The sequence below is a fragment of the Listeria grandensis genome (assembly GCF_014322885.1).
Lineage (GTDB): Bacteria > Bacillota > Bacilli > Lactobacillales > Listeriaceae > Listeria_A > Listeria_A grandensis.
Genome location: NZ_JAASUG010000002.1, coordinates 198,310 through 221,287, shown reverse-complemented (window position 1 = coordinate 221,287; position 22,978 = coordinate 198,310). Strand labels below are relative to the sequence as shown.

The following is a 22,978-nucleotide window of genomic DNA, read 5'->3' as shown; positions in this document are numbered from 1 at the left end:
GAAAAGCTGGGGCTGCTCAGTTCCAGCTTTTCTGCTTGTTTGAGATGGGGAGTGTTAGAAGATGAATAAAAAGAAAATTATTAATTTATTAGAGACAATTGCTTTATATATGGAGTTGAAGGGTGAGAATCCTTTTAAGATATCAGCTTTTCGTAAGGCGGCATTGGCATTGGAGCAAGATGAACGAAGCCTTTCGGAAATAGATGATTTCACAAAAATGAGCGGTATTGGAAAATCGATGGCCGTTATTATTCAAAATTATATCGAGACGGGTGAATCAAAAGAGTTAGAATCACTGAAGAAAGAAGTACCAGAAGGTTTAGTACCGCTTTTGAAAGTGCCTGGTCTAGGTGGAAAGAAATTGTCGCGTTTGTATCAGGAACTTGGTGTCATCGATCAGGCTTCTTTGCTTGAAAAAGCTGAGGATGGAAGTATTTCAGCGTTGAAAGGTTTTGGGCAGAAGTCGGTGGATAAGATGGTGGAAGCGATTCAAGAGATGGGGGAACGGCCTGATCGGTATCCGCTGAATGATGTGTTGCGGGTTGCTAAGAGCTTGGAGGCTTATTTAGCGAAGATTCCTGAGATTACGCGCTTTTCCCACGCTGGTAGTTTTAGACGGTTAAGGGAAACGGTGAAGGATTTGGATTTCGTGATTGCGACGGAAAATCCAGAGGCTGTCGCGAAGCAGCTTTTGGCATTGGATACGATTGATCAAGTTATTGCCGCAGGGAACACGAAGGTTTCTATGGAGCTGGATGATGGCATCAAAATATCGGTGGATTTTCGAATGGTTGCGCCGGGTGAATTTGTCAGTACGCTTCATCATTTTACGGGGTCGAAAAATCATAATATCCGGATGCGTCAGATTGCGAAACAGCAATCGGAGAAAATTAACGAGTATGGGGTGGAAGATGAGGCTGGAAATGTGAAGCAATTTGAGACGGAAGAAGCATTTTTTGCTCATTTTAACCTACCGTTTTTGCCACCAGAGGTAAGGCGTGATGGCACGGAAATCGACAGGATTCAAGGGGAAACGAGATTTGTGCAGTTAGCCGATATAAAGGGCGACTTGCATATGCATACAACGTGGTCTGACGGTGCTTATTCGTTACCTGAGATGATTGAAGCGTGTGTTGCGAAGGGCTACGAATACATGGTAATTACGGATCATGGGCAGTTTTTACGCGTTGCCAACGGTTTAACGGAAGAGCGAATTCGGAAGCAGCAGGCGGAAATAAGAGCTTATAATGAACAATATTCGGAAATAGAGATTTTATCAGGGGTTGAAATGGATATTTTACCGGATGGCACGCTTGATTTTGAAGATGATTTACTGAAGGATTTAGATTTTGTGATTGCGTCGATTCATTCGAGTTTTTCTCAATCGGAAGAGGAAATCATGAAGCGTCTGCAAACGGCTTGTGAAAATCCATATGTGCATCTGATCGCGCATCCGACTGGCCGCGTCATCGGTCGTCGTGATCCGTATAATGTTAATGTGGAGACGCTGATTGAAATGGCTGCCAAAACGGGCACGGCATTGGAGCTTAATGCTAACCCGCAACGGCTTGATTTAACAGCGAAATACTTGGAACTTGCAGCAGAACAGCGAGTACCAATCGCGATTAACACGGATGCGCATGACACAACACATCTTGATTTTATGGAGATTGGGGTTCGAGCAGCGACGAAAGGTTGGCTGAGCAAGGAAAATGTATTAAATACGATGAGGAAACAGGATTTTCTCGCTTTTATAAAAAATAATCGTTCTTAACATAGGACGTTACCTGGAGTTAAAAATAATGAATAAAAAAGTAGAAACGATTTTAGAATTCGATAAAATAAAGCAACAGCTACTCGAATTTGCCTCTTCTGCGCTCGGTGAGGAGGCGATTAGGGCGCTACATCCGACACCTGACGTCGAAAAAGTGATGTTAGCACAAAAAGAAACCGAGGAAGGTGCGAAAGTCATCCGTTTACGTGGTGCTGCGCCGATCTCAGGTATTTATGATGTATCAGGTCATATGAAACGGCTAGAGATCGGTGGCGATTTAAGCGGTTTAGAGCTCTATCAAACAGGAAGTAATCTCCGCGTGAGCCGTTTGATGAAACAGTTTGTTGACGGGCTTGTGGAGCAAGGTGTGGAGCTTCCCTTACTAGATGAACTGGCGCAAAAGCTCGTTCCGATGCGAGATACAGAGGATACGATTGCGCTTACGGTGGACGAAGCAGGAGAAATTTTGGATACGGCAAGTGAGGCGCTGCGGAATATTCGTCAAACGCTACGTCGTACAGAAGGTCGAGTGCGCGAGCGTTTAGAACAATATTTGCGCGATAAAAATGCGTCGAAAATGCTAAGCGATACGGTGATTACGATTCGAAATGATCGCTACGTTTTGCCGGTCAAACAGGAATATAAAGGGCATTATGGCGGTATTGTGCATGATCAATCTGCCTCCGGTCAAACGCTGTTCATGGAGCCGCAAAGTGTGGTAGATATGAATAATGAACGCCGTACATTGCAGGCAAAAGAAAAACAAGAAATGGAACGGATATTAGCAGAGGTTTCTGCCATTCTCGCTGAATTTATAGCGGAGATCCGCCAAAATACGTATGTCCTCGCGAGATTTGACTTTATTTTTGCGAAAGCGCGGTTTGGGAAATCGATGAAGGGAATCACGCCACGAATCAATCAAGATGGTGTTGTGAAACTGCTTCACGCGCGTCATCCGTTGCTTGATCCAGAGACGGTTGTGAGCAATGATATTTTGCTTGGCGGTGATTATCGGACAATGCTGATTACGGGACCGAATACTGGTGGGAAGACGATCACATTGAAAACGCTAGGTTTGCTTACATTGATGGCGCAGGCCGGTTTGCAAGTGCCCGCCGAGGAGGAGTCTGAGATTGCGGTGTTCTCACAAGTTTTTGCGGATATCGGCGATGAGCAGTCGATTGAGCAGAGTTTGAGTACATTTTCTTCTCATATGACGAATATCGTATCGATTCTTGATAAAATGGACGCAAAATCCTTGATTCTTTTCGATGAGTTGGGCGCTGGTACAGACCCACAAGAAGGCGCTGCGCTCGCCATTGCGATTCTCGATGCCGTGGCGGAAAAACAAGCGAGTGTCGTTGCAACGACGCATTATCCTGAACTAAAAGCGTATGGATATAACCGTGAGTTTACGACGAACGCTTCTGTAGAGTTCGATGTGGAGACGCTGAGCCCAACCTACAAATTATTGATCGGTGTTCCCGGACGAAGTAACGCGTTTGCCATTTCCCGACGTTTGGGGCTTAAAGAAGAGGTCATTGCGTCTGCGCGTAGTTTGGTAGACACAGAGAGTGCAGATTTAAACGACATGATTTCCAGCCTAGAAGAAAAACGGAAAGCCGCAGAATTGGAGTATGAAGAAGCCTATCAAATGAGTCGCGACGCCGAAAAACTCCAAAAAGATCTCCAAAAAGAGATTATTGCATACCACGATCAAAAAGATAAATTGCTTGAAAAAGCGAATGAAAAAGCAGCAGGCGTCATTGAAAAAGCAGAAGTTGAGGCTGAAGTTATTATCCAAGAGTTGCGTCAAATGCAACTTCAAGGCGCTGCAGGCCTGAAAGAACATGAGCTTATCGATATGAAAAGTCGCTTAAACCAAGTGAAACCGAAAACGATTCAAAAACGAGTGGTTCATGATGTTCCAAAAGTGGCGCATACTTTTGCGCAAGGAGATCAAGTTCGTATTTTGTCATTGGGGCAAAAAGGTGTTCTCTTAAATCGCGTGAACAGTAAGGAATGGAACGTTCAAATCGGCATTATCAAAACGAAGATGAAAGAAACAGATTTGGAATACATCAAACCAGAGCAGCCGAAAAAAATGCATCATGTGACAACCGTTAGAAGTGATCATTCGATTACTAAAACAGAGCTTGATCTGCGTGGTGTTCGCTATGAAGATGCGCTCCAACAAGTGGACAAATATATCGATGAGGCACTTCTCGCAGGTTATCATCAAGTCAGCATCATTCACGGTAAAGGAACAGGAGCCTTGCGTCAAGGTGTCACAGAGTTCCTGAAAAACCACAGAATGGTGAAATCGATCCGTTTTGGAGCAGCAGCAGAGGGTGGAAATGGCGTGACAATCGCTGAGTTAAAGTAAATTTTTGAGCAGATTATTAGCTCTATACACAGGCGCAGTGCTATACTAGCCGTACAATATGTGTAAGGAGGTAGAGAAAATGGCTATTCAAGAAATTACAGATGCAGAGTTCGAGAAAGAGACGAACGAAGGCTTAGTGCTAACAGATTTCTGGGCGACATGGTGTGGTCCTTGCCGTATGGTTGCGCCGGTTTTGGAAGAAATTGATGCGGAACAAGGCGATAAATTAAAAATCGTTAAAATGGATGTGGATGCGAACCAAGAAACACCAGGTAAATTTGGTGTAATGAGTATCCCAACATTGCTGATCAAGAAAGATGGCGAAGTAGTAGATACAATTATTGGCTACCGTCCAAAAGAAGAACTTGATGAAGTTTTAGCGAAATATCTATAAGCATGTTAAAGGCTGGTTTAAATGTCAGAGAAGCGAGATTAGATCTACGTTTTCCTGACATTTTCCCAGCTTTTTTGTTGCAACAAGGACGATTTATGCTACACTAAAGAGGAGTAAAGCTGAACAGTAGAAAACCGCTTTACATGATAAAGCCGCTAAACCGCAGTGTGGCGACAAATACTCAATTTCTAGGCAAAAGTGAGTGTTTGTCGTCACGCTGGAAGTAAAGCCTGTAATTTGGAGTGATAGAAATGACGACAGAACATATCCGAAATAAGCTTGCCTTTTTACCTGATCAGCCTGGTTGTTACTTGATGAAAGACCAACAGGGCACGATTATTTATGTCGGTAAGGCAAAAATTTTGAAGAATCGCGTGCGGTCTTATTTTACGGGTTCGCATGACGGGAAAACCCAGCGTTTAGTTCAAGAAATTCGTGATTTTGAATATATTGTAACATCTTCGAATGTGGAGGCTTTGTTACTCGAAATAAATTTAATTAAGAAACATGATCCGCGGTACAATATTATGTTAAAAGATGACAAAACTTACCCGTTCATCAAAATTACCAACGAACGCCATCCGCGGCTGATTATTACACGTAAAGTCAAGCGGGATAAAGGAAAGTACTTCGGGCCATATCCGAATGTGTATGCGGCAAATGAGACGAAGAAAATTCTGGATCGGCTTTATCCACTTCGCAAATGTACGACGATGCCAAACAAGGTTTGTCTGTACTATCACTTAGGTCAGTGTTTAGCACCGTGCGTATTTAAGGTCGAGGCGGATACGTATAAAACGATGACGGATGAAATTGTGCAATTCTTAAACGGTGGTTATAAAGAAGTGAAACAAGATTTGCAGGGGCGGATGCAAGAAGCAGCAGAGTCTATGGAATTCGAAAAAGCAGCGGAATACCGTGATCAGATTACCGCGATTGAAACGACGATGGAGAAACAGAAAATGACCATGAACGATTTTGTGGATCGCGATGTGTTCGGCTATGCGATTGACAAAGGCTGGATGTGCGTGCAGGTCTTCTTTATTCGCCAAGGAAAATTGATTGAGCGCGATGTTTCTCAGTTTCCATTTTATAGTGATGCGGATGAGGATTTCCTCACGTTTATCGGGCAATTTTATCAGAAAACCAACCATATTCCACCACAGGAGATTTTTTTGCCAGATGATGTGGATGAAGAGGCGATTCAAGCGCTGTTGCCGAACACGAAAATTCTTGTGCCAAAACGTGGTAACAAGAAGGATCTGGTGAAACTTGCATATAAGAATGCTAAAATCGCATTAAATGAGAAATTCCTGCTACTGGAGCGAAATGAGGAACGGACAGTTGGCGCGACAGAACGGCTAGGCGAGGCGATGGGAATTCCGACGCCAAACCGAATTGAGGCTTTTGATAACTCCAATATCTACGGAACCGATCCTGTTTCCGCGATGATTACCTTCCTTGACGGACGACCAAGTAAAAACGATTACCGCAAGTATAAAATAAAAACCGTTGTTGGCCCGGATGACTACGCCACGATGCGCGAAGTTGTACGTCGTCGCTATTGGCGCGTGCTCAAAGAAGGCTTGCCACTTCCTGATTTAATTTTGATTGATGGTGGAAAAGGGCAGATCGATAGTGCAAAAGATGTGCTAGTCAACGAGTTGGGGCTGGATATTCCGGTCGCAGGGCTAGCGAAGGATAGCAAACACAAAACTAGTCAGCTCCTGTTCGGCGATCCATTGGCCGTCGTTCAACTGCACCGCAACAGCCAGGAATTCTATTTACTGCAACGAATCCAAGATGAAGTCCACAGGTTTGCGATCACATTCCACCGCCAACTACGAAGCAAAACAGGCTTCCAATCATTACTTGACGGCATTCCAGGCGTTGGACCAGGCCGCAAAAAAACAATTTTAAAACATTTTGGCTCGATGAAAAAACTCAAAGCGGCCACCGTCGAAGAGATAAAAGAAGCAGGCGTACCGATTGCTGTGGCGGAAGCAGTACACGCGAAATTTGCAAAAATGAACGAAGAAAAACCAAAATAGGAGGGGTATTTTTTGGGAAGAGTAGTTTTAAAATTCGGTGGAACCTCAGTGGGCACGATCGAAAAAATCAAAAAAACAGCAGACCAAGCGATCCGCGAATTTGAAAAGGGAAATCAGGTGGTCATAGTAGTTTCTGCAATGGGAAAATCGACAGACCGCCTCGTTGATATGGCGCTAGAAGTCAGTGATAAGCCGAGCAAGCGTGAAATGGACATGTTACTCTCGACTGGCGAGCAAGTCACAATATCGTTGCTATCCATGGCGCTCCATGAAAAAAATTATGAAGCTGTCTCCTTTACTGGCTGGCAAGCAGGCATCACAACCGAAGCTGTTGCAAGCAATGCGCGGATTCTGGATATCGATACTGAAACGATTCAAGATGCACTAGACAAAGGCCAAATCGTGATCGTTGCAGGATTCCAAGGCGTGAGCTCCGAACGAGAAATCACAACGCTTGGAAGAGGTGGCTCGGATACGACAGCAGTAGCCCTCGCCGCAGCGCTTGAGGCCGATAAATGTAGCATTTGCACAGATGTCATTGGCGTTTTCACGACCGATCCACGCTACATCAAAAAGGCGCGGAAGCTAGACCAAGTAACCTATGATGAAATGCTAGAATTGGCCAATCTAGGCGCAGGTGTTTTGCATCCGCGAGCAGTGGAATATGCGAAGAATTATCGCATCCCGCTGGAAGTTCGCGCCAGCCATGAAACCGAAGTAGGAACGATGATTGAGGAGGAAATGACCTTGGAAAATACGAAAGTCGTGCGAGGGATCGCATTTGAAGATAAAATAACCCGCGTGACGATTCACTGGGATAAAAAAGAAAACATGCGTGTATCGAAAGTGTTTACAACACTCGCAGATCATAATATTGATGTGGATATTATTATTCAAGGCATTACAGGGCTTGGCCACGGAAACCTTTCCTTCACGATTAAAACAAAGGCGCTGCTAGAGACGCTAGCGGTGTTGGAAGAATACCAAGAAGTGTTGCAATACGCGAAGCTAGAATCCGAACAGAAATTGGCAAAAGTGTCCATTGTTGGTTCAGGGATGGTATCCAATCCAGGTGTTGCGGCGCATATGTTTGAGGCATTGACAGATAATGATGTTGCCATTAAAATGATCAGTACATCGGAAATCAAGGTTTCGACCGTGGTGGATGAGAAGAAGATGATCAAAGCCGCACAAGTGTTGCATGATAGGTTTGAGTTGGAAGATTGATGGAACTGGTTAGACTACACGTTTAATGTATATTTATAATCGTATTTCTTAATGGGAGCATGTGAACGGATGTGGGTTACGGCATTCGGAAATCATGCTCTCCTTTATTTCGTTAGTTGTTTTAATCTCATCATCATATGTTGATAATAGGCACTTTCATAATGTGATACAGCATGACCAAAGGGGTAGGAAATATCACCAATATATCCACTTTCTCGCATATCTAAAACTTTTGATAGTGGGAATACTTGCATAAAAATGCTATTTAATTCGTCCCAAAACTGATTACATCTTTCTATCGTTTCGGTGGCACTATACGACATAATTTCTCTGTTAAGGTCATAGTACGTTTTCGTCAACTGACAACGATTTAATATGATTTGTTCCTCTTCCATACCATCTATTAATCGTGACTTGTATTCGCACAGCTTGGCGCGCCATTCTTGCTGATAATCTGAACGAAGATTTTGCTGAATAACACTCATTTTGCTGCTAGGCGATGTCTCCATGATTTTCCCCGAGACAAAAGAAACACTTTTTAGAGCATCCGCATAAAGATCAATAAGCAGATAATCTGGTGTAGTTTTCCTCATGGTTTTAAAAAATATTTTTTCAGAGCTCTCCTTTACAAACTGCTTTTTCTTTTTTGAAAAGGAAGTATCTGTCTCGATTTTATCTTGTTGGATAGGTACGAAAGGGGCGTGAAACCGTGTGCAAACACATTTAAAGTACGACTTATATGTTGGATTAAAGTAGGGTGCTGAATTTAGAAAATTACGACTAAAACAACTTCCATAAACAGCTATTTTTCTAACCTGTGACATTAAGTATAATTCTCCTTTCTAGATCGCGCTTTTTTATTGAAATGGGATTAATTCGCATTTATCGACAAATGGATAGAGTAAAATTTGTTAGTAGTTTGAAATTAAAAAAACCTCTGATAGTGAAGAAAATCGGAGGTTGGACTTCAATATTACAAGATATGAGCTAGCTTGTCTGTAGATAAAATATGAATAAATATTTAAATTTTATAAAAAAGATAGCGCTTTCTTAAGAAGGGAGCGGAATGAGAAGGAAAGAAGCGCAGACAATTTCAACTGGAAATAAAAAAACCACTGTTTCCAGTAGTTTCAATTAACGTCCTGAGAGGGATTCGAACCCCCGACCGACGGCTTAGAAGGCCGTTGCTCTATCCAGCTGAGCTATCAGGACACGCTATACAATTTTCACAGCCAAGTATCATTTTATGATGTATTCGCGGATTTGTCAATGGTTTTGAGTGATATTCTTAAAAAATATTCATATTACTGCAAGTTTATCCATTTTTAATAGTTTTAACTGTCTTACCCGCTGGAAAAACTTAATTGTTCTTCACTAGCGGGAATGTCTGTGTTAGCTCGGTTAATTCGATATCATCAATCGTCATAAAGCGAATTATTACGCCTTCATCTGTTGCTTCAATCAGTGTATAGGTCTTATCATGAACACGTCCTCTTGGAAGCGAAATACTACCAGGATTCAGAATAATCGTGTTATCCAGCATATCAACGCCTAGTTCATGGGAATGACCAAAGAAAACAAAATCAGCATTTAATTCACGAGCACGGTAGCGCAAATTCATCAGCGTCATTTTAATATTATACAGGTGACCGTGTGTTGTGAAGATCCGATATCCATCTACTTCGCCGACCCAATCATTCGGGTAGTCCGAACCGAAATCACAATTTCCTCGAACGGTATGGAATCCTTGCATCGCTGGATCGTCTTTTTCAAGTTCAGAATCCCCACAGTGAATCATCGCGTCAACTTTACCTTCATATTTCTCTTTTAAATGGATGAGACAGTCGCGTTCGTGATGACTGTCACTGACTACTAGTAATTTCAAATTATTCTCCCCCATCTTCGTTACTTTCCTATTATACAATCTTTTCAAGCAATTGGTCTATATTTTTCGCAACTTTTTCTAAAGCTTTTCCGCGATGGCTTATTTTGTTTTTCTGGTCAGGGGTAATTTCAGCCATAGATTTATCAAATTCAGGAAGGTAAAAGAGGGGATCGTAACCAAATCCGTTTTTGCCTTGTGGTAACGCTAAGATTTCTCCTTCACATTCTCCTGTGAAAAATTGCGTTGCTTCGCCAGGAAATGCAATAGCAAGTGTGCAGTGGAAACGAGCTTGGCGCGCCGATTTTGGCACGTCTCTGAGCTCTTTCATCAGCTTTTCGTTATTATCGGCATCATTATGTTGGTTTCCTGCATAGCGCGCAGAATAGACGCCTGGCGCGCCGTCTAAAGCATCGACGATCAATCCTGAATCGTCGCCAATCACGACCTGCCCAATTTGATTAGCTACTGTTTCGGCTTTTAACGCTGCATTCTCAGCGAATGTCGTCCCAGTTTCTTCAATTTCACCAATCTCCGGAAAATCAGCCAGTGTCAAAATTTCAATGCCATGTGCACCGAATAACTTCTCAAATTCCTGCGCTTTGCCTACGTTGTTTGTCGCAATGACCAACTTTTTCATTGTTCGACGCCTCCGATCAAACCCGCTGTCGCACCGAGTATTTCTTTTTGCAAGGTCACGAGTTCTCCAATTCCTTTTTTGCCCAGAGTTAAAAGTTCGCTTAACTCGCTTTCGGAAAATGTTGCTTCTTCGCCGGTTCCTTGGAGTTCGACAAAACGTCCAGCGCCAGTCATCACGAGATTCATGTCCACAGCCGCTGCACTGTCTTCTACGTAGTTCAAATCAAGCGCTGTGTCGCCATTTTCAAGTAAGCCCACACTTGTTGCAGCAAGGAAATCTTTGATCGGGAATTTTGCAAACGGAGCCGCTTCGTGTAGTTTGGTAATCGCGAGTGCCATCGCCACAAAAGCGCCAGTAATAGAGGCAGTCCGCGTTCCACCATCTGCTTGAATTACATCACAATCCAGCCAAATAGTGCGTTCTCCAAGCGCGTCTAAATCGACAACAGCACGCAAAGAACGGCCAATCAGCCGTTGGATTTCCATCGTCCTTCCTGTTACTTTTCCTTTAGAGGATTCACGGATATTCCGGCGTTCCGTTGCACGAGGCAACATCGCGTATTCCGCAGAAACCCAGCCGCGACCTTCTCCGCGCATAAATGGTGGTACCCGATCTTCCACAGATGCGGAACAAATCACTTTCGTATCGCCGACTGTAATTAAAATCGAGCCTTCTGGATGCTTTATGTACCCAGGAATCATTTCAACTTGGCGTAATGCATCTTTTTCTCTTCCATCAAATCTCATGTCTAACACCCTTTTCATTTCCTAATTTAATATGTTCCACCTGCATGTCAGGAATATCTAACCAATCTTCCGCAATATCTTGAAAAATAGAGACCGAGCCAGTCGTGAAAAACCGGTGATTCACACCGATGTCGTCATGGTCTAAAAGGTCATGATAATCCAGTAAAGCGCTGACTTCACTCGCCGTTTCCTCTCCAGAATTTATGACAGCAACATCCGATCCCATAAAATTTTCAATCAATGTTTTGAGTAGCGGATAATGTGTACAGCCAAGAATGATCGTATCAATTTTGGTGCTTTTTAATGGTAGGAGAGACTCTGCAACGATTTTTTTAGCGATCGCGCTTTTATATTCACGGCTTTCAACGACAGACACAAATTTGGGGCAGGCGAGCGAATCAACTTCTACACGCCGGTTCAGCCCTCTTAGAGCCTTCGGGTAAGCCATGCTTTGAACCGTCCCAATCGTGCCGAGTACGCCGATGCGGTTGTTGCGACTTGCCTTTAATGCTGCTCTTGAACCAGGCTGAATGACGCCGATAACCGGGATATCTAATTTTGCCCGAATGTCAGTTAATGCTGCCGCGGTCGCGGTGTTACAAGCGATGACGAGCATTTTTATATTGCGATCGACGAGAAAATTCGTCATTTCCCAAGTAAATTGATTTACTTCCTTACTATCACGCGGTCCATACGGGCAACGTGCGGTGTCACCGAGATAATATATTTGTTCGTGGGGGAGCTGTTTCAGGACTTCTTTAACAACCGTCAGTCCGCCAACACCCGAATCAATAAAACCAATTGCTCTTTTCACACGTTTCGCCTCAATTTCTTTATTTTCATCTTCTTATTAGTATACTATAGTTTTACATTATACTCTCCATTTTCGTATTTTTTAAGCGTTTTCGCAAGTTTTTTGATGGATTTTCAGTTTTTTTTTGCGAATTTTATAGGTTGATGTTTCTATTTTGCGGGTTTTCTGGGTATAATAAACAAAGAAGAAAGCGGGGTATTGTAAATGGCAGAAAATGAAGAAATTGTAAACGAAAAAATGATACCAGTATTTGGCTACGAACTAATTCGCGATACGCTGTTGCCAAATGTGTTAGGTGAAGAGGCGCCGCATATTTTATATTGGGCTGGCAAAGAACTCGCGCGGAAATACCCGTTAGAGACGCTAGATGAGCTTGCGGACTTTTTTGCGCGAGCTTCGTTTGGAGACCTCGCAGTGACTACCGAAAAGAAAGATGAAATGCATCTGATTTTAAGTGGCGAAATGGTCGCTTTACGCCTAGACAATGACAGCAATGTGATATTCAAACTCGAAGCTGGCTTTATCGCCGAACAAATCCAGCATCAAAAGAAATTGTACACAGAGAGCTATGAGGAAGTCGATAAACGTAAAAAGACAGTCAAAATCATTGTGAAATGGGATCGTAAAGAAATTGTTTCCGATGGAGAAATTGTCAGTTAAATTTAAACGGCAACAGGTATTCTAAAAGCGCGATGGAATACCTGTTTTCATTTGGAGGGAAGGGCACATGGCGCATAATAAAAAAATTCCTAAAACCAATGTTGGCAGAATTTTAGATCAAAAAAAGATAGCTTACGAATTGCATCAAATTCCATTTCACGATAAACACATGGATGCCGTCACGGTGGCGCATGATTTAAACGTACCGCCGGACGAAATCTATAAAACATTGGTGACAAAAGGAGACAAAACGGGTATCGTCGTGGCGTGTATTCCAGGGAATGAAGCATTAGATCTGAAACAATTAGCCAAGGCAAGTCATAATAAAAAGATAGAGATGTTACCGATGAAAGACTTGGAAGCAACGACAGGATACATACGTGGCGGTTGTTCACCGATTGGCATGAAAAGGCTATTTCCAACTTTTATCGCAGATCAGGCAATGTCACAAGACAGTATTTTAATCTCCGCGGGAAAAAGAGGTTTTCAAGTAGGCATCAATCCGTATGACTTAGCGAAAGCAGTCAATGCCTCGTTTGTCTCAATAAGCAATAAAGACGCCCATCATTCGCGCATTTGATGGGCGTCTTTACATTCGAAAATTAGAATAAAAAAACAGATCTATGATTAACATAGATCTGTTTTCACACATATTATTTAAAAAGGAGGAAGAGGGATTCGAACCCCCGCGCGGTCTTACCCGCCTGTCGGTTTTCAAGACCGATCCCTTCAGCCAAACTTGGGTATTCCTCCATAAGCACAAGAATTATTGTATCATGAAAATGTTGGTTTGCCAAGATATAAATCAACATTTTTTCATAAATTTTTCAACCGAGTGCTTTATTGCCAGAAAGAAGCGATAAAGTAGCTAAAAGATATTGCATCCAATTAGAAATAAAAGTACAATAATCGTATGTCTTATAACCAAAAGGTGGAGAATAATGCATGAAAAGCTGATATCAACGGAAATAACGAAGCTCTTAGCAAAGGAGATTTTTCGGTTTGCTGATTTTTGGTTTGACAATTATTATACAAAAAATCTAGCCAGGGAAATTTTACGACAACATCCGGATTTCATTGCAGTGTACCGACCTCGTATTGTAGCGACTGTGGCCAATAGCTTGAAGGCAGTTAGTGGGGGGAGCTACTCACAATTAGACTACTATAATCTAGGGAAAACAGAGGCGCAAAATGGGCTGACTGTGGCAGATGCTATCCGCAATCGCTATTCTTTTGAAGAGGCAACAGAAACCTTCCTAAAAAAACGTAACGAGGAAAGCTCATTAGGTATTGCAAAGCAAGAAATTGATTACTATATGGAAGAACTGAATGATTTTCATGAAATAATCATGCCGCTTATCTTACAGGGGTACACGCATCATTATGGGTACGCAAAAAAACGATAGGATCTGATTCCCATCGTTTTTTATCTTAGCCGTTAACTGCGCTAGGGTCCATATAGACAACTTCCCAAAGGTGTCCATCAATATCTTGGAAGCTCCAGCTATACATGAAACCTTCGTCCGTTTTATCGTTAGAAACCGTCCCGCCAGCAGCAAGGGCTTTTTCAACAATTTCGTCTACACCAGCGCGATCATCTGCGGAGATGGCGATTATCGCTTCTGTTGTTTTTGTTGAATCCGCAATTTCTTTTTTCGTGAAATTTTGGAAGAATTTTTCGACAAGTAACATGATGAACGTATTTTCATTCAAGATCATGCATGTTGCGTTTTCGTCTGTAAATTGAGGATTAAATTCGAAACCAAGCGCAGTGAAGAATTCCACCGACTTATCAAGATCTTTTACTGCTAAATTAACAAAGAGCATTTTTGGTTGTGTTGCCATTTTTCTACCTCCTTTATTTTATATATAATAGTATACCCGAACTCACGATTTTAAGACACCAATAAACTCATCAAGCTTTGTACGATCCTTCATTTGCGTACTACATGCTATGCTGTCTGCGCAAATATATTGTCCCACTGCACGATATTGATCGGTATTCCCCTTTGTTTTAATATCTGCTTTAAATAAACCGACACGCCCATTTTCGTGGCAAAAGGCGCAGATACCTTTTTTTGCTATAGGTGTGAAATTACCTTGTATGCCAGTTAATTGCTCTTTATATGGAGCGATAATAAATTTCTTCTGTGCGCCAGTGTCATTCCAGCCTAGAAATACAAGTCGTGCCATTTCCTCGGGTGATATTGTCGGAGCTTTCAATTTCTTCGCTTTCGGAAAGAGTTTTTTCACAACCGCGTCATCAATGGTAGGGAAGGGGAGGAGAAAATCTTGTAATGTTGCATCATACTTTTCTAAATGCTCTTCGGAGCGAATATGGAAAATCTCTCCGATTAGTTGCTCTTGCTCGCTGTCCAATGTATCGAAAATAGCCGTTGCTTTATCAATACATGAAAACCGAAGTGCATTTTTGACACCTTCATCATTTGTATTTTGAGCGCCATAAAAAGCGTTCATCGCCTGTTTTAAAATGAAATGGTAATTCACATTTGTTATAAATGGTTTCATGGTTTAACTCTCCTTTTGCGTTCCCTGGAAGAAAAAACGCTCGGTTAAGGCGATAATCTGATCTTCCAATACGCCTTCTTGTAATAGATGATCAAAGATAGCAGGATCAAATAAATGAATAAAATACGAAACTAGAAATGTAGTCGGATAGACAGAATCAAGTATGTTCTGTGTTTGCAAATGCTTAAAAAGAATTGCCAACTCCTCGTAAATCTTCTCGAAAATGGAAGTGAGCTCTGTTTTCTTTGTCCTATCAGGCTTATTTTGTAACACTAAAATGAAATAGGGGTTGCGACTAATCGTGTGAATCAGTGTTTTGATACGCAATGTGCTGTCATCCACATTGATCATTGTCTCGCGCATCATTTTAAGGAAATTCTGGGCATTACGCTCTAAAATTCGAGCAATGATCGCATCTTTGTTTGTGAAATGATTATAAAGTGTTCCCTTAGAAATACCAACAGCAAGAGCCAGTTCATCCATATTAATCGTACCGTCCATGTTTTGTGTTAGCATTGTTTCAGCCTGTGCTAGTATTAGCTGTTCTCGGTCGTATTTTTGCTGTTCCTTCCAATTCATTTAGAGCTCTCCTTTAAACGCGAGTCATATTTTGACTTCGGAGTCATTTTATAAAGTTAGTATAAAATGAAATGGTTAAAAAGTCAACAGCGCACTGGTCAAACCTTGTAGATTCTGATAGGATATGAAAGAAAAGGAGGGATTGAATTGTCAGAAGAAGCAGGGAATATTACTTTTAAACAAGGCGTTCGGGATTGTATTCCAACGCTACTAGGATACATAAGCATTGGTATTGCTGCAGGTGTTGCCGGTGTAGCAGCCCATTTGAGTGTTTTAGAAATTACATTACTTGCGATTTTTGTTTATGCGGGAGCAGCGCAGTTTATTATTTGTGCGATGTTGCTTACTAATAGCACGACGCTTGCTATCGTTGTGACGACTTTCATCGTCAATTTCCGCCATCTGTTACTTGGGGCGACATTAGCACCGCATTTTCAAAAAGATGCCATGTTAAAAAATATCGGTATCAGCCTGTTGGTGACAGATGAATCTTTTGGCGTCGCAGCAATAAAACTGGCGAAGAAAGAGCCGATTTATGCCGCTTGGATGAACGGACTAAATATTACGGCTTACATTGTCTGGATTGCGTCCTGTACACTCGGCGGACTTGTTGGGAAACTCATTCCAAATCCGAACGTCTTAGGACTTGATTTTGCACTCACAGCGATGTTTGTTGCTTTATTTGTTTTTCAGCTACAGAGTGTTCCTAAAACGAAGATAAGGCATATTGTGATGCTGATTACATACATGCTTATTTGTATGATTGGTCTCTCCTTCATCGTGACAACCAATGTTGCTGTAGTGCTTTCGACCTTAATCGTAGCTACTATTGGGGTGGTGACAGACCGATGAGTATCAGCTATTCATTCCTTCTCCTATTACTTGGTTGTTCTCTCGTTACCGCAATACCTCGGATGTTACCATTTTTAATGATGCGGAATATGGAAATCCCCGAACCGATGTTAAAGTGGCTCAGCTATATCCCGCTCTGCATATTTAGTGCCCTGATCATCGAAAGCTTCATGACAAACGGATCGACAGGATTTCAAATCCATTGGCTGGAGCTTATTGCAGTCATCTGTACACTCGTGATTTCGCTCCTTACAAGAAGTCTGCTTTGGACAGTTATTCTAGGAGTTATCCTGATGGCATTATTACGATTTATCTTCTAGCTGCAAAAAAGACTTGCATAAAAATAAAGGGCATGGTATAATAGTTACCGTTGTTAATTTAACATTATCGGTGGCGGAATAGGTAGACGCATTTAGTTGCAAAGAACTTCGAAGCAGAGCAACAGTATAAAGTACATTTAAACAAATGAAGATTTAAATATGAGTTTGTGTGGTGCAAATCCACACCCGATGATCAATAAAAAAGACTAGTGAGCTTGCTCACTAGTCTTTTTTATCCGGGAATTTTAAAAATATGAGGTATATAAGCGTTTGGATCACGATAAAACAGATTACAAAATAAAGCATGGGATAAGAAAAGGCATCCAGCATTTGTTGTAGCGAACGCAGTGGGTCAGTGAACAAATAAACGGAATGTAGTCGGGCGAATCGGCCTAAATAAATAGCGTAGCCAGAAAGAATTGTAAGCCCACCAAACGTTGCCCAATAAAACAGGGTACTCGCTGATTTCCAGCGGATCATCCATTCATCTAGCATCCATTTCAAAGATACAAAACCGGTGTATAGTCCAAAGAAAACGCCGACGGTCATGACAGTAAACCTCTCCCAAATATGAGGATGGTTCGAGAAGACACCAATTTGGGCGGCGTTAATACGTAAATTTTCTAGATGAAAGAAATCGGTTAACAAATACGGCGCATTCGGAAAAAATAATAGCCATAAAAAAGCGACTGGCCAAAAAAGATAAGGGCTTCTCTTTTTACGATACACAAAGGCTGCCAGTTCAAGCGGTATGTAAGCTAACAATACGTTTAAAATTAAGAAAAAATACCCATCTAACACATAAATAATATATATAAAATACATAATCAGAAAAATTCTGCACCATTTCATCACGTTCCATCGCTCCATTTCTAAATTACTATTTTACCAAATAGGAGCCGCTTAAAAACATCGATCCAGATGACAAAACTAGTTTTTTATGTGACAAAATTGTAAGTTTGGCGTAAAAAGAACGGCAGCCATGAAAAGCCGCCGTTCTTGAACTATTACACCGTTAAGGAAACCACTTGCATGTCTTTATTTGCGATATCCAAAAATGGTAACTTTACACGTGTATCTAAACAATACGCATTGTATAAAAGTGGTTTTAGATCAGTCGAACTGTTATCGATCGTACCGACAAAACGTTTGATTTCCTGATACAGTATTTCCGGTTGTTTGAGCGAAGCAATTTTTGCATCGATGCGATTTTGACTGACATTCACATTCGACACGTGAATAGCTTCATCAAAAGTAGGATTAATCGACTCACGTGTCAGCTCTACGTTCGTGTAGCCATTATCAGCCCAGTCCACCTCGATAATATGGCAATCCTCCAATATCAAAAAATCGCCTGTCCAGAGCTTGCCGTCGATCTCTACAACCATACGTGTATTAGCGAAGAGCTCTTTGTTACCATATTTCTTTAAACAATAGTCAAACATTTGTAAATGCGCGATATCATTCATCATGTCAACATCTCCTTCATAGCTCTATTTTAACATGTTGTGATTAGGTGAACAAGTGAAAAAAGTAACAGAAAAAATGGAGACTGGATAGTGTACCGATAGGAATATTTGGGTATGGAAGGTTAAGTGCTGTATAATAAATTTAGGATGGAAAGAGGAGGGATACGATGCACACAGAATTAAAAATAACGACACATGATAATTTACCTTTGCACGTACATATTTGGGAAGAGGTAGCAGATCCAATCGGCATTGTCCAAATCGTGCATGGAATGGGGGAGCATGGCGCAAGATATAGTCAATTTGCACGCTATTTAAACAGTCAAGGGTTCATTGCGATTGCAGACGATCATCGAGGGTTTGGTAAGAGTGCGTCAGACGAGGCAGGGCTTGGGCATTTACCTTTTCCAGACGGTTTTGATGCGATGGTATCAGATGAGGTTTCCGTCGCTGATTTTGTGAAAGCGCGTTATCCCGATCTACCCCATCTGCTTTTCGGACATAGCATGGGTAGTTTTGTGGCACGTGTTTTGATTACGCAATACAAAGTTGATGCGACAGTCCTCGCGGGTAGCGGCTTGCAGCCAGATCCGCTTTTGAAAACAGGGCTATTGTACGCCAGATTTAGAGCGCAGAAAAATGCGACGAGGCGTAGCAAGGTGCTGCATAAATTATCATTTTACGGCTTTAATCACGAATTTGCGAAGGAAAAACATCCATTTAGCTGGCTTTCACGAGATCGGGAAGTTCACCAGGCTTATATGGCAGATCCGTTTGGCGGTCAAGTCATCGGTTCCTTAGGTTTTTATCATAGTTTATTACGCGGTGTGGAGCAATCGCAAAATGAGAAGACGATTCGGGGTACGCCGAAAGAACTGCCGTTATTGCTTATTTCGGGGAGTAAAGACCCGGTAGGACATCTCGGTAAGGACGTGCCCAAATTAGCGGTGAAATACGAACGGGCCGGTGTGGAAGATGTGACGCTGAAAATATACGAAGATGCCAGACATGAGCTCACCAATGAAATAAATAAAGAACAGGTTTTTGAAGATGTTTCAGGTTGGTACAGACAACAAATATAACAAAAAAATCGATGCTTGCAGCTTAGTGCGTAGCATCGATTTTTTGTTATTCGCGGATTTGACCTTCCCCATAAATGATATATTTTGTAGAGGTAAGTTCGTTTAATCCCATCGGACCGCGCGCATGTAGTTTTTGCGTACTGATACCGATTTCAGCCCCAAAACCGAATTCGAAACCGTCTGTGAAACGGGTAGATGCATTGACATAAACCGCTGCAGCATCGACTTGTTGGAGGAATTTTTGGCTGGTAAAATAATTATCGGTGACAATTGCCTCAGAATGTTTTGTGCCGTAGTGATTGATATGCGCGATAGCAGCATCAACGCTTGTGACAACTTTAATAGCCAAAATATAATCGGCATATTCGGTTTCCCAATCTAGTTCCACAGCAGGAATGACATCAGAGACGATTGTGGCAACCGTTTTATCTCCGCGAACTTCCACTTTTTCGGTGCGGAGTTTGGCGATAATGGACGGGAGAAAATCAGCAGCAACGTCTTCATGTATGAGTAGCGTTTCGGCAGCGTTGCAAACAGAAGGGCGACTAGCTTTGGCATTGACAATAATCTTTGTGGCCATCTCTAATTGCGCATCTTTATCGATATAAACATGGCAATTGCCAGTTCCGGTTTCGATGACAGGAACGGTGGCAGTTTCAAGGACAGCTTGAATCAAGCGTGCGCTTCCACGAGGGATGAGTACATCAAGATAGCGATTTAGTCGCATTAGTTCTTGAGCCGTTTCTCGCGATGTATTTTCAACAATTTGTACAGCATCTGCTGGGAATCCTGAGTTGGTAAGCGAATCACGAATGACACTTACTAAAGCAAGATTAGAATGGAAGGCCTCGCTTCCACCGCGTAAAATAGTAGCATTCCCTGTTTTAAAGCAAAGGACAGCGGCGTCTACGGTTACGTTTGGTCGTGATTCGTAAATGATGCCAATGACACCGAGTGGTACACGCTGTTTCCCAATTGTTAATTCGGCCTCGTTTTTCCACATATGCATCACTTCGCCAATCGGATCAGCGAGAGACGCTACTTGTCGAACGCCTTCTGCGATATCTGCCACGCGTTGCTTGTTAAGTCGCAACCGGTCGAGCATTGCATCGCGCACGCCATTTTCAGAAGCTTGCTCTAAATCTTTTTCGTTAGCTGCTAAAATAAGCTCGGTATTCGCGATAAGTGACGTAGCTAGATCAGATAAGGCCTGATTTTTTGCCTTTGTTTTTGCTTGAGCTAGAGTTAGCGCGGCTTCTTTTGCTTGTTTTCCCTTTTGAATCAGTTCGCTCATGTTCTATTTTCCCCCTTTACTAACTGTTTTGTCGCAAAAAGCGTGCCAATAGCATCCCCGTTTATGATATCAAAAATAACACTCGGATTGTTCCCGTTTGTTAACACCATTTTCCCACCATTCTTCAATACTTTTTCAGCTGCGGCGAGCTTTGTAAACATACCACCAGTTCCAAAAGCAGAACCTTTCCCCCCAGCAAGCGCTTGTAGTTCGGGTGTAATTTGATTAATCTCTGTAAACATAGTGGAATCAGGGAACTCATTCGGATTACTATCGTAAAAACCGTCGATATCAGATAACATAATCAGTAGATCTGCTTGAATGACCTCAAGTACAATTGCAGATAAACGATCATTGTCGCCGAATTTTGTTAAGTGCTCAATTTCTTCGATAGCGACGGTGTCATTTTCGTTAACGATAGGGACGATGCCTTTTTCGATGAGCATATTGAAGGTGTTGATGACGTTTTTACGGCTGATTGGATAATCGATCACATCGCGTGTTAACAGGACTTGGCCGACCGTATGCCCATATTCACCGAAAAACTTGCTGTAGATATGCATCAGCTCACTTTGACCCACGGCTGCAATCGCTTGTTGTTCTGGAATGGTGGTGGGGCGTTCGGGAAGTTGTAATTTGTGACAGCCTACACCAATGGCACCAGACGACACAAGAACCACTTCTTTTCCTTCGTTGCAAAGGTCGCTGAGTACCATTGCTAATTTTTCAATAGTGCGTAAATTTACATTGCCATTTGGATACATCAACGTACTTGTACCGACTTTGACGACGATCCGTTTGCTATTCTTTAAAGATGCACGCATAGGGACGATTCTCCTTTTTAAAGTCAAATTATATCCATTCATTGTACACTATTTTGAGGCACAAAAAAACCCATTCTAGCAAAAAAGATAGAATGGGTTCGGAATTTACGCTTTCGCAACTTTTTTAGCTGAGATTTGGCGTAACCCTTTATTGATAAGGTAGAAAATAACAATCCAAACGACCACGATGAGTAGAATTTGTTTGAACGCAATCTGTGGTAGAGGATTCCATGGGCAATCCCACAGGAAGTGAAGCCCGATTGGAATGATGAAGAGGCTTAAGAATTTGCCGCTAAATATGTGGCGCATTTTTAGTTTCGGATCAGATCCCATGGCAATCATAAGTGCTGCACCGGAAATCGCTGCCCAGACAACATGTCCGCCAATCGACTGCCAACCGCGAGAGAAAATGATATTTAGCATCGTATCACCAGCGAAATGAAGATTTTTAAATACGGCTGCGGCTTCGATACTGTAATTAAACGCATAACCGAGCGATTCAAAGGATGCGAAACCGGCACCAACAGCTGCCCCAATAAGTAAGCCGTTCAAAATATATTTTGGTTTCAATGCCACGATGAAGAGGGCGACAATCACCATTTTCCCAGTTTCTTCAATAATTCCAACTAAGAAGGCATTGAAATAGTTCAGCTTACCAACAGGAATTAAATCGTATAAGATGAGCGTGGCAACAAGTGCCGCAACACCACCAATGAAGAACATCTTCAGTACATCGAAGAAACTAATATTCCGCGGTGCATTGATTTCAAAAAACAGTACAAGAACAGAAAACGGTACCGCGAACGATCCGATTACCATTAAGCCGGGAATGGTATTGGAGTTGGAAAAAATATAAGTACAAGCAAGTAACAATAAATAAGTAATAGCTAGCGCAAAAAATACGCGAGAAAACAGAAATGGTCGCGTCCATGAAGATGCAATTTCTTCTTCTTTCGGCGTTGTGTAAATTGTTCCGGCAATAAAAACCTTCTCACTATCTGATTTAGGATGTTTCTTAAATATATCTGAAAAAACATCTCCTAAACCTAAATGTTGGGCGCCATTTTTTTCATGAGGATGGTGATTGGTGTTCTTTGCAGAGCTTGTGTGGGCATCAGTTGTGTGGTGTAAAGCTTGGAAAATGGGGCTATCTTTTAGAAGAATCCATGTGCCGTTCTCCTCTTGCTTTACCTTTGTTTCATCTGTTAACTCCTTTCTTTTGTAGAGTGTTCTGAGTTCATAATCTGTCAGTGGACCAATTGTCTTGTCATTTTTTTGAAAAAACCAATGAGACAAATGGATCGCCTCCCTTATCTATATTTATAGTCTCTCCCTCTAATTCCACAAAATGAATAGGTTGAAACGTCATAATTAAGAAAAAACGAATTTGTTTTTTGGTTTTAGAATGTTAGTAAAAGTTGGCTTGGTAAGGTGCCCTGAAAAAGCAATTGATTT

Annotated in this window: 24 protein-coding genes and 2 tRNA genes; 11 read left to right on the top strand and 15 right to left on the bottom strand. The window is 41.9% G+C overall.

What is annotated here, in order from left to right:
• Positions 1 to 61: 61 nt before the first annotated feature.
• The 5 genes from polX (at position 62) to HCJ54_RS03670 (ending at position 7,832) form a co-directional block, all read left to right on the top strand.
• On the top strand, positions 62 to 1,774 hold the full coding sequence (gene polX / locus HCJ54_RS03690; protein ID WP_187136683.1) for a DNA polymerase/3'-5' exonuclease PolX: 1,713 nt from the start codon (positions 62 to 64) through the stop codon (positions 1,772 to 1,774).
• A 28-nt stretch (positions 1,775 to 1,802) separates the two neighbouring features.
• Positions 1,803 to 4,160, top strand: coding sequence for an endonuclease MutS2 (locus tag HCJ54_RS03685; RefSeq protein WP_187136682.1), 2,358 nt, complete (start codon positions 1,803 to 1,805; stop codon positions 4,158 to 4,160).
• Between the two features lie 79 nt (positions 4,161 to 4,239).
• Positions 4,240 to 4,554: a thioredoxin gene (gene trxA, locus HCJ54_RS03680; RefSeq protein WP_036064666.1), complete on the top strand. Its 315-nt coding sequence runs from the start codon at positions 4,240 to 4,242 to the stop codon at positions 4,552 to 4,554.
• 251 nt (positions 4,555 to 4,805) lie between these two features.
• Positions 4,806 to 6,605, top strand: coding sequence for an excinuclease ABC subunit UvrC (uvrC, locus tag HCJ54_RS03675; protein ID WP_185525431.1), 1,800 nt, complete (start codon positions 4,806 to 4,808; stop codon positions 6,603 to 6,605).
• Positions 6,606 to 6,617: 12 nt separating this feature from the next.
• Entirely contained in the window at positions 6,618 to 7,832 is a 1,215-nt protein-coding gene (locus tag HCJ54_RS03670; RefSeq protein WP_187136681.1) for an aspartate kinase, read from the top strand.
• A 104-nt stretch (positions 7,833 to 7,936) separates the two neighbouring features.
• Here HCJ54_RS03670 and HCJ54_RS03665 read toward each other — a convergent pair whose 3' ends face one another.
• From HCJ54_RS03665 to racE, 6 genes are all read right to left on the bottom strand, one after another.
• Positions 7,937 to 8,656, bottom strand: coding sequence for a DUF6270 domain-containing protein (locus tag HCJ54_RS03665; RefSeq protein WP_187136680.1), 720 nt, complete (start codon positions 8,654 to 8,656; stop codon positions 7,937 to 7,939).
• Between the two features lie 314 nt (positions 8,657 to 8,970).
• Positions 8,971 to 9,044, bottom strand: a tRNA-Arg gene (locus HCJ54_RS03660).
• Between the two features lie 148 nt (positions 9,045 to 9,192).
• Positions 9,193 to 9,717, bottom strand: a complete 525-nt coding sequence (locus HCJ54_RS03655; protein WP_036065233.1) for a metallophosphoesterase — start codon at positions 9,715 to 9,717, stop codon at positions 9,193 to 9,195.
• A gap of 31 nt (positions 9,718 to 9,748) precedes the next feature.
• Positions 9,749 to 10,354, bottom strand: a complete 606-nt coding sequence (locus HCJ54_RS03650; protein WP_185525428.1) for an XTP/dITP diphosphatase — start codon at positions 10,352 to 10,354, stop codon at positions 9,749 to 9,751.
• Positions 10,351 to 11,100, bottom strand: coding sequence for a ribonuclease PH (gene rph / locus HCJ54_RS03645; RefSeq protein WP_187136679.1), 750 nt, complete (start codon positions 11,098 to 11,100; stop codon positions 10,351 to 10,353). Before rph ends, HCJ54_RS03650 begins: the two co-directional genes overlap by 4 nt.
• On the bottom strand, positions 11,090 to 11,914 hold the full coding sequence (gene racE, locus HCJ54_RS03640) for a glutamate racemase (protein ID WP_187136678.1): 825 nt from the start codon (positions 11,912 to 11,914) through the stop codon (positions 11,090 to 11,092). Before racE ends, rph begins: the two co-directional genes overlap by 11 nt.
• 204 nt (positions 11,915 to 12,118) lie before the next feature.
• Between racE and HCJ54_RS03635 the strand changes: the two genes are divergently transcribed.
• Positions 12,119 to 12,574 carry a YslB family protein gene (locus tag HCJ54_RS03635; RefSeq protein ID WP_187136677.1) on the top strand — a complete coding sequence of 152 codons (456 nt, stop codon included), beginning with the start codon at positions 12,119 to 12,121 and terminating at the stop codon, positions 12,572 to 12,574.
• 67 nt (positions 12,575 to 12,641) lie between these two features.
• Positions 12,642 to 13,154 (top strand): Cys-tRNA(Pro) deacylase, encoded by a 513-nt coding sequence (gene ybaK / locus HCJ54_RS03630; RefSeq protein ID WP_187136676.1) that lies wholly within the window; start codon positions 12,642 to 12,644, stop codon positions 13,152 to 13,154.
• A gap of 83 nt (positions 13,155 to 13,237) precedes the next feature.
• Here ybaK and HCJ54_RS03625 read toward each other — a convergent pair.
• Positions 13,238 to 13,327 (bottom strand) — tRNA-Ser (locus tag HCJ54_RS03625).
• Between the two features lie 188 nt (positions 13,328 to 13,515).
• Here HCJ54_RS03625 and HCJ54_RS03620 point away from each other — a divergent pair.
• A complete protein-coding gene (locus tag HCJ54_RS03620) occupies positions 13,516 to 13,980 on the top strand; it encodes a hypothetical protein (RefSeq protein ID WP_187136675.1) in 465 nt (154 codons plus the stop codon).
• Between the two features lie 25 nt (positions 13,981 to 14,005).
• On the opposite strand, the gene HCJ54_RS03615 is transcribed toward HCJ54_RS03620, so the two are convergent.
• The 3 genes from HCJ54_RS03615 to HCJ54_RS03605 are packed head-to-tail and all read right to left on the bottom strand — an operon-like array spanning position 14,006 to position 15,682.
• On the bottom strand, positions 14,006 to 14,419 hold the full coding sequence (locus HCJ54_RS03615) for a VOC family protein (RefSeq protein WP_187136674.1): 414 nt from the start codon (positions 14,417 to 14,419) through the stop codon (positions 14,006 to 14,008).
• A gap of 42 nt (positions 14,420 to 14,461) precedes the next feature.
• Entirely contained in the window at positions 14,462 to 15,103 is a 642-nt protein-coding gene (locus tag HCJ54_RS03610) for a FusB/FusC family EF-G-binding protein (protein ID WP_187136673.1), read from the bottom strand.
• A 3-nt stretch (positions 15,104 to 15,106) separates the two neighbouring features.
• Entirely contained in the window at positions 15,107 to 15,682 is a 576-nt protein-coding gene (locus HCJ54_RS03605) for a TetR/AcrR family transcriptional regulator (protein ID WP_187136672.1), read from the bottom strand.
• 147 nt (positions 15,683 to 15,829) lie between these two features.
• Between HCJ54_RS03605 and HCJ54_RS03600 the strand changes: the two genes are divergently transcribed.
• Both HCJ54_RS03600 and HCJ54_RS03595 read left to right on the top strand, forming a co-directional pair.
• Entirely contained in the window at positions 15,830 to 16,534 is a 705-nt protein-coding gene (locus HCJ54_RS03600) for an AzlC family ABC transporter permease (protein ID WP_222712950.1), read from the top strand.
• The gene (locus HCJ54_RS03595; RefSeq protein ID WP_185408799.1) at positions 16,531 to 16,854 is read left to right on the top strand and encodes an AzlD domain-containing protein; all 324 of its coding nucleotides are present in this window, start codon (positions 16,531 to 16,533) and stop codon (positions 16,852 to 16,854) included. Before HCJ54_RS03600 ends, HCJ54_RS03595 begins: the two co-directional genes overlap by 4 nt.
• A gap of 222 nt (positions 16,855 to 17,076) precedes the next feature.
• Here the strand turns inward: HCJ54_RS03595 and HCJ54_RS03590 are convergent, their stop codons facing one another.
• Positions 17,077 to 17,706 carry a DUF1361 domain-containing protein gene (locus HCJ54_RS03590; RefSeq protein ID WP_187136671.1) on the bottom strand — a complete coding sequence of 210 codons (630 nt, stop codon included), beginning with the start codon at positions 17,704 to 17,706 and terminating at the stop codon, positions 17,077 to 17,079.
• A gap of 155 nt (positions 17,707 to 17,861) precedes the next feature.
• Complete coding sequence (locus HCJ54_RS03585; protein WP_187136670.1) at positions 17,862 to 18,326, bottom strand: hypothetical protein; 465 nt, start codon at positions 18,324 to 18,326, stop codon at positions 17,862 to 17,864.
• A gap of 164 nt (positions 18,327 to 18,490) precedes the next feature.
• On the opposite strand from HCJ54_RS03585, the gene HCJ54_RS03580 reads away from it, so the two are divergent.
• Complete coding sequence (locus tag HCJ54_RS03580) at positions 18,491 to 19,405, top strand: alpha/beta fold hydrolase (protein WP_187136669.1); 915 nt, start codon at positions 18,491 to 18,493, stop codon at positions 19,403 to 19,405.
• Between the two features lie 46 nt (positions 19,406 to 19,451).
• Here the strand turns inward: HCJ54_RS03580 and HCJ54_RS03575 are convergent, their stop codons facing one another.
• From HCJ54_RS03575 to HCJ54_RS03565, 3 genes are all read right to left on the bottom strand, one after another.
• A complete protein-coding gene (locus tag HCJ54_RS03575; RefSeq protein WP_187136668.1) occupies positions 19,452 to 20,699 on the bottom strand; it encodes a glutamate-5-semialdehyde dehydrogenase in 1,248 nt (415 codons plus the stop codon).
• Positions 20,696 to 21,523: a glutamate 5-kinase gene (proB, locus tag HCJ54_RS03570; RefSeq protein WP_187136667.1), complete on the bottom strand. Its 828-nt coding sequence runs from the start codon at positions 21,521 to 21,523 to the stop codon at positions 20,696 to 20,698. The genes HCJ54_RS03575 and proB overlap by 4 nt, the downstream gene beginning before the upstream one ends.
• 105 nt (positions 21,524 to 21,628) lie before the next feature.
• A complete protein-coding gene (locus HCJ54_RS03565; protein WP_187136666.1) occupies positions 21,629 to 22,819 on the bottom strand; it encodes a PrsW family glutamic-type intramembrane protease in 1,191 nt (396 codons plus the stop codon).
• Positions 22,820 to 22,978: the final 159 nt, after the last annotated feature.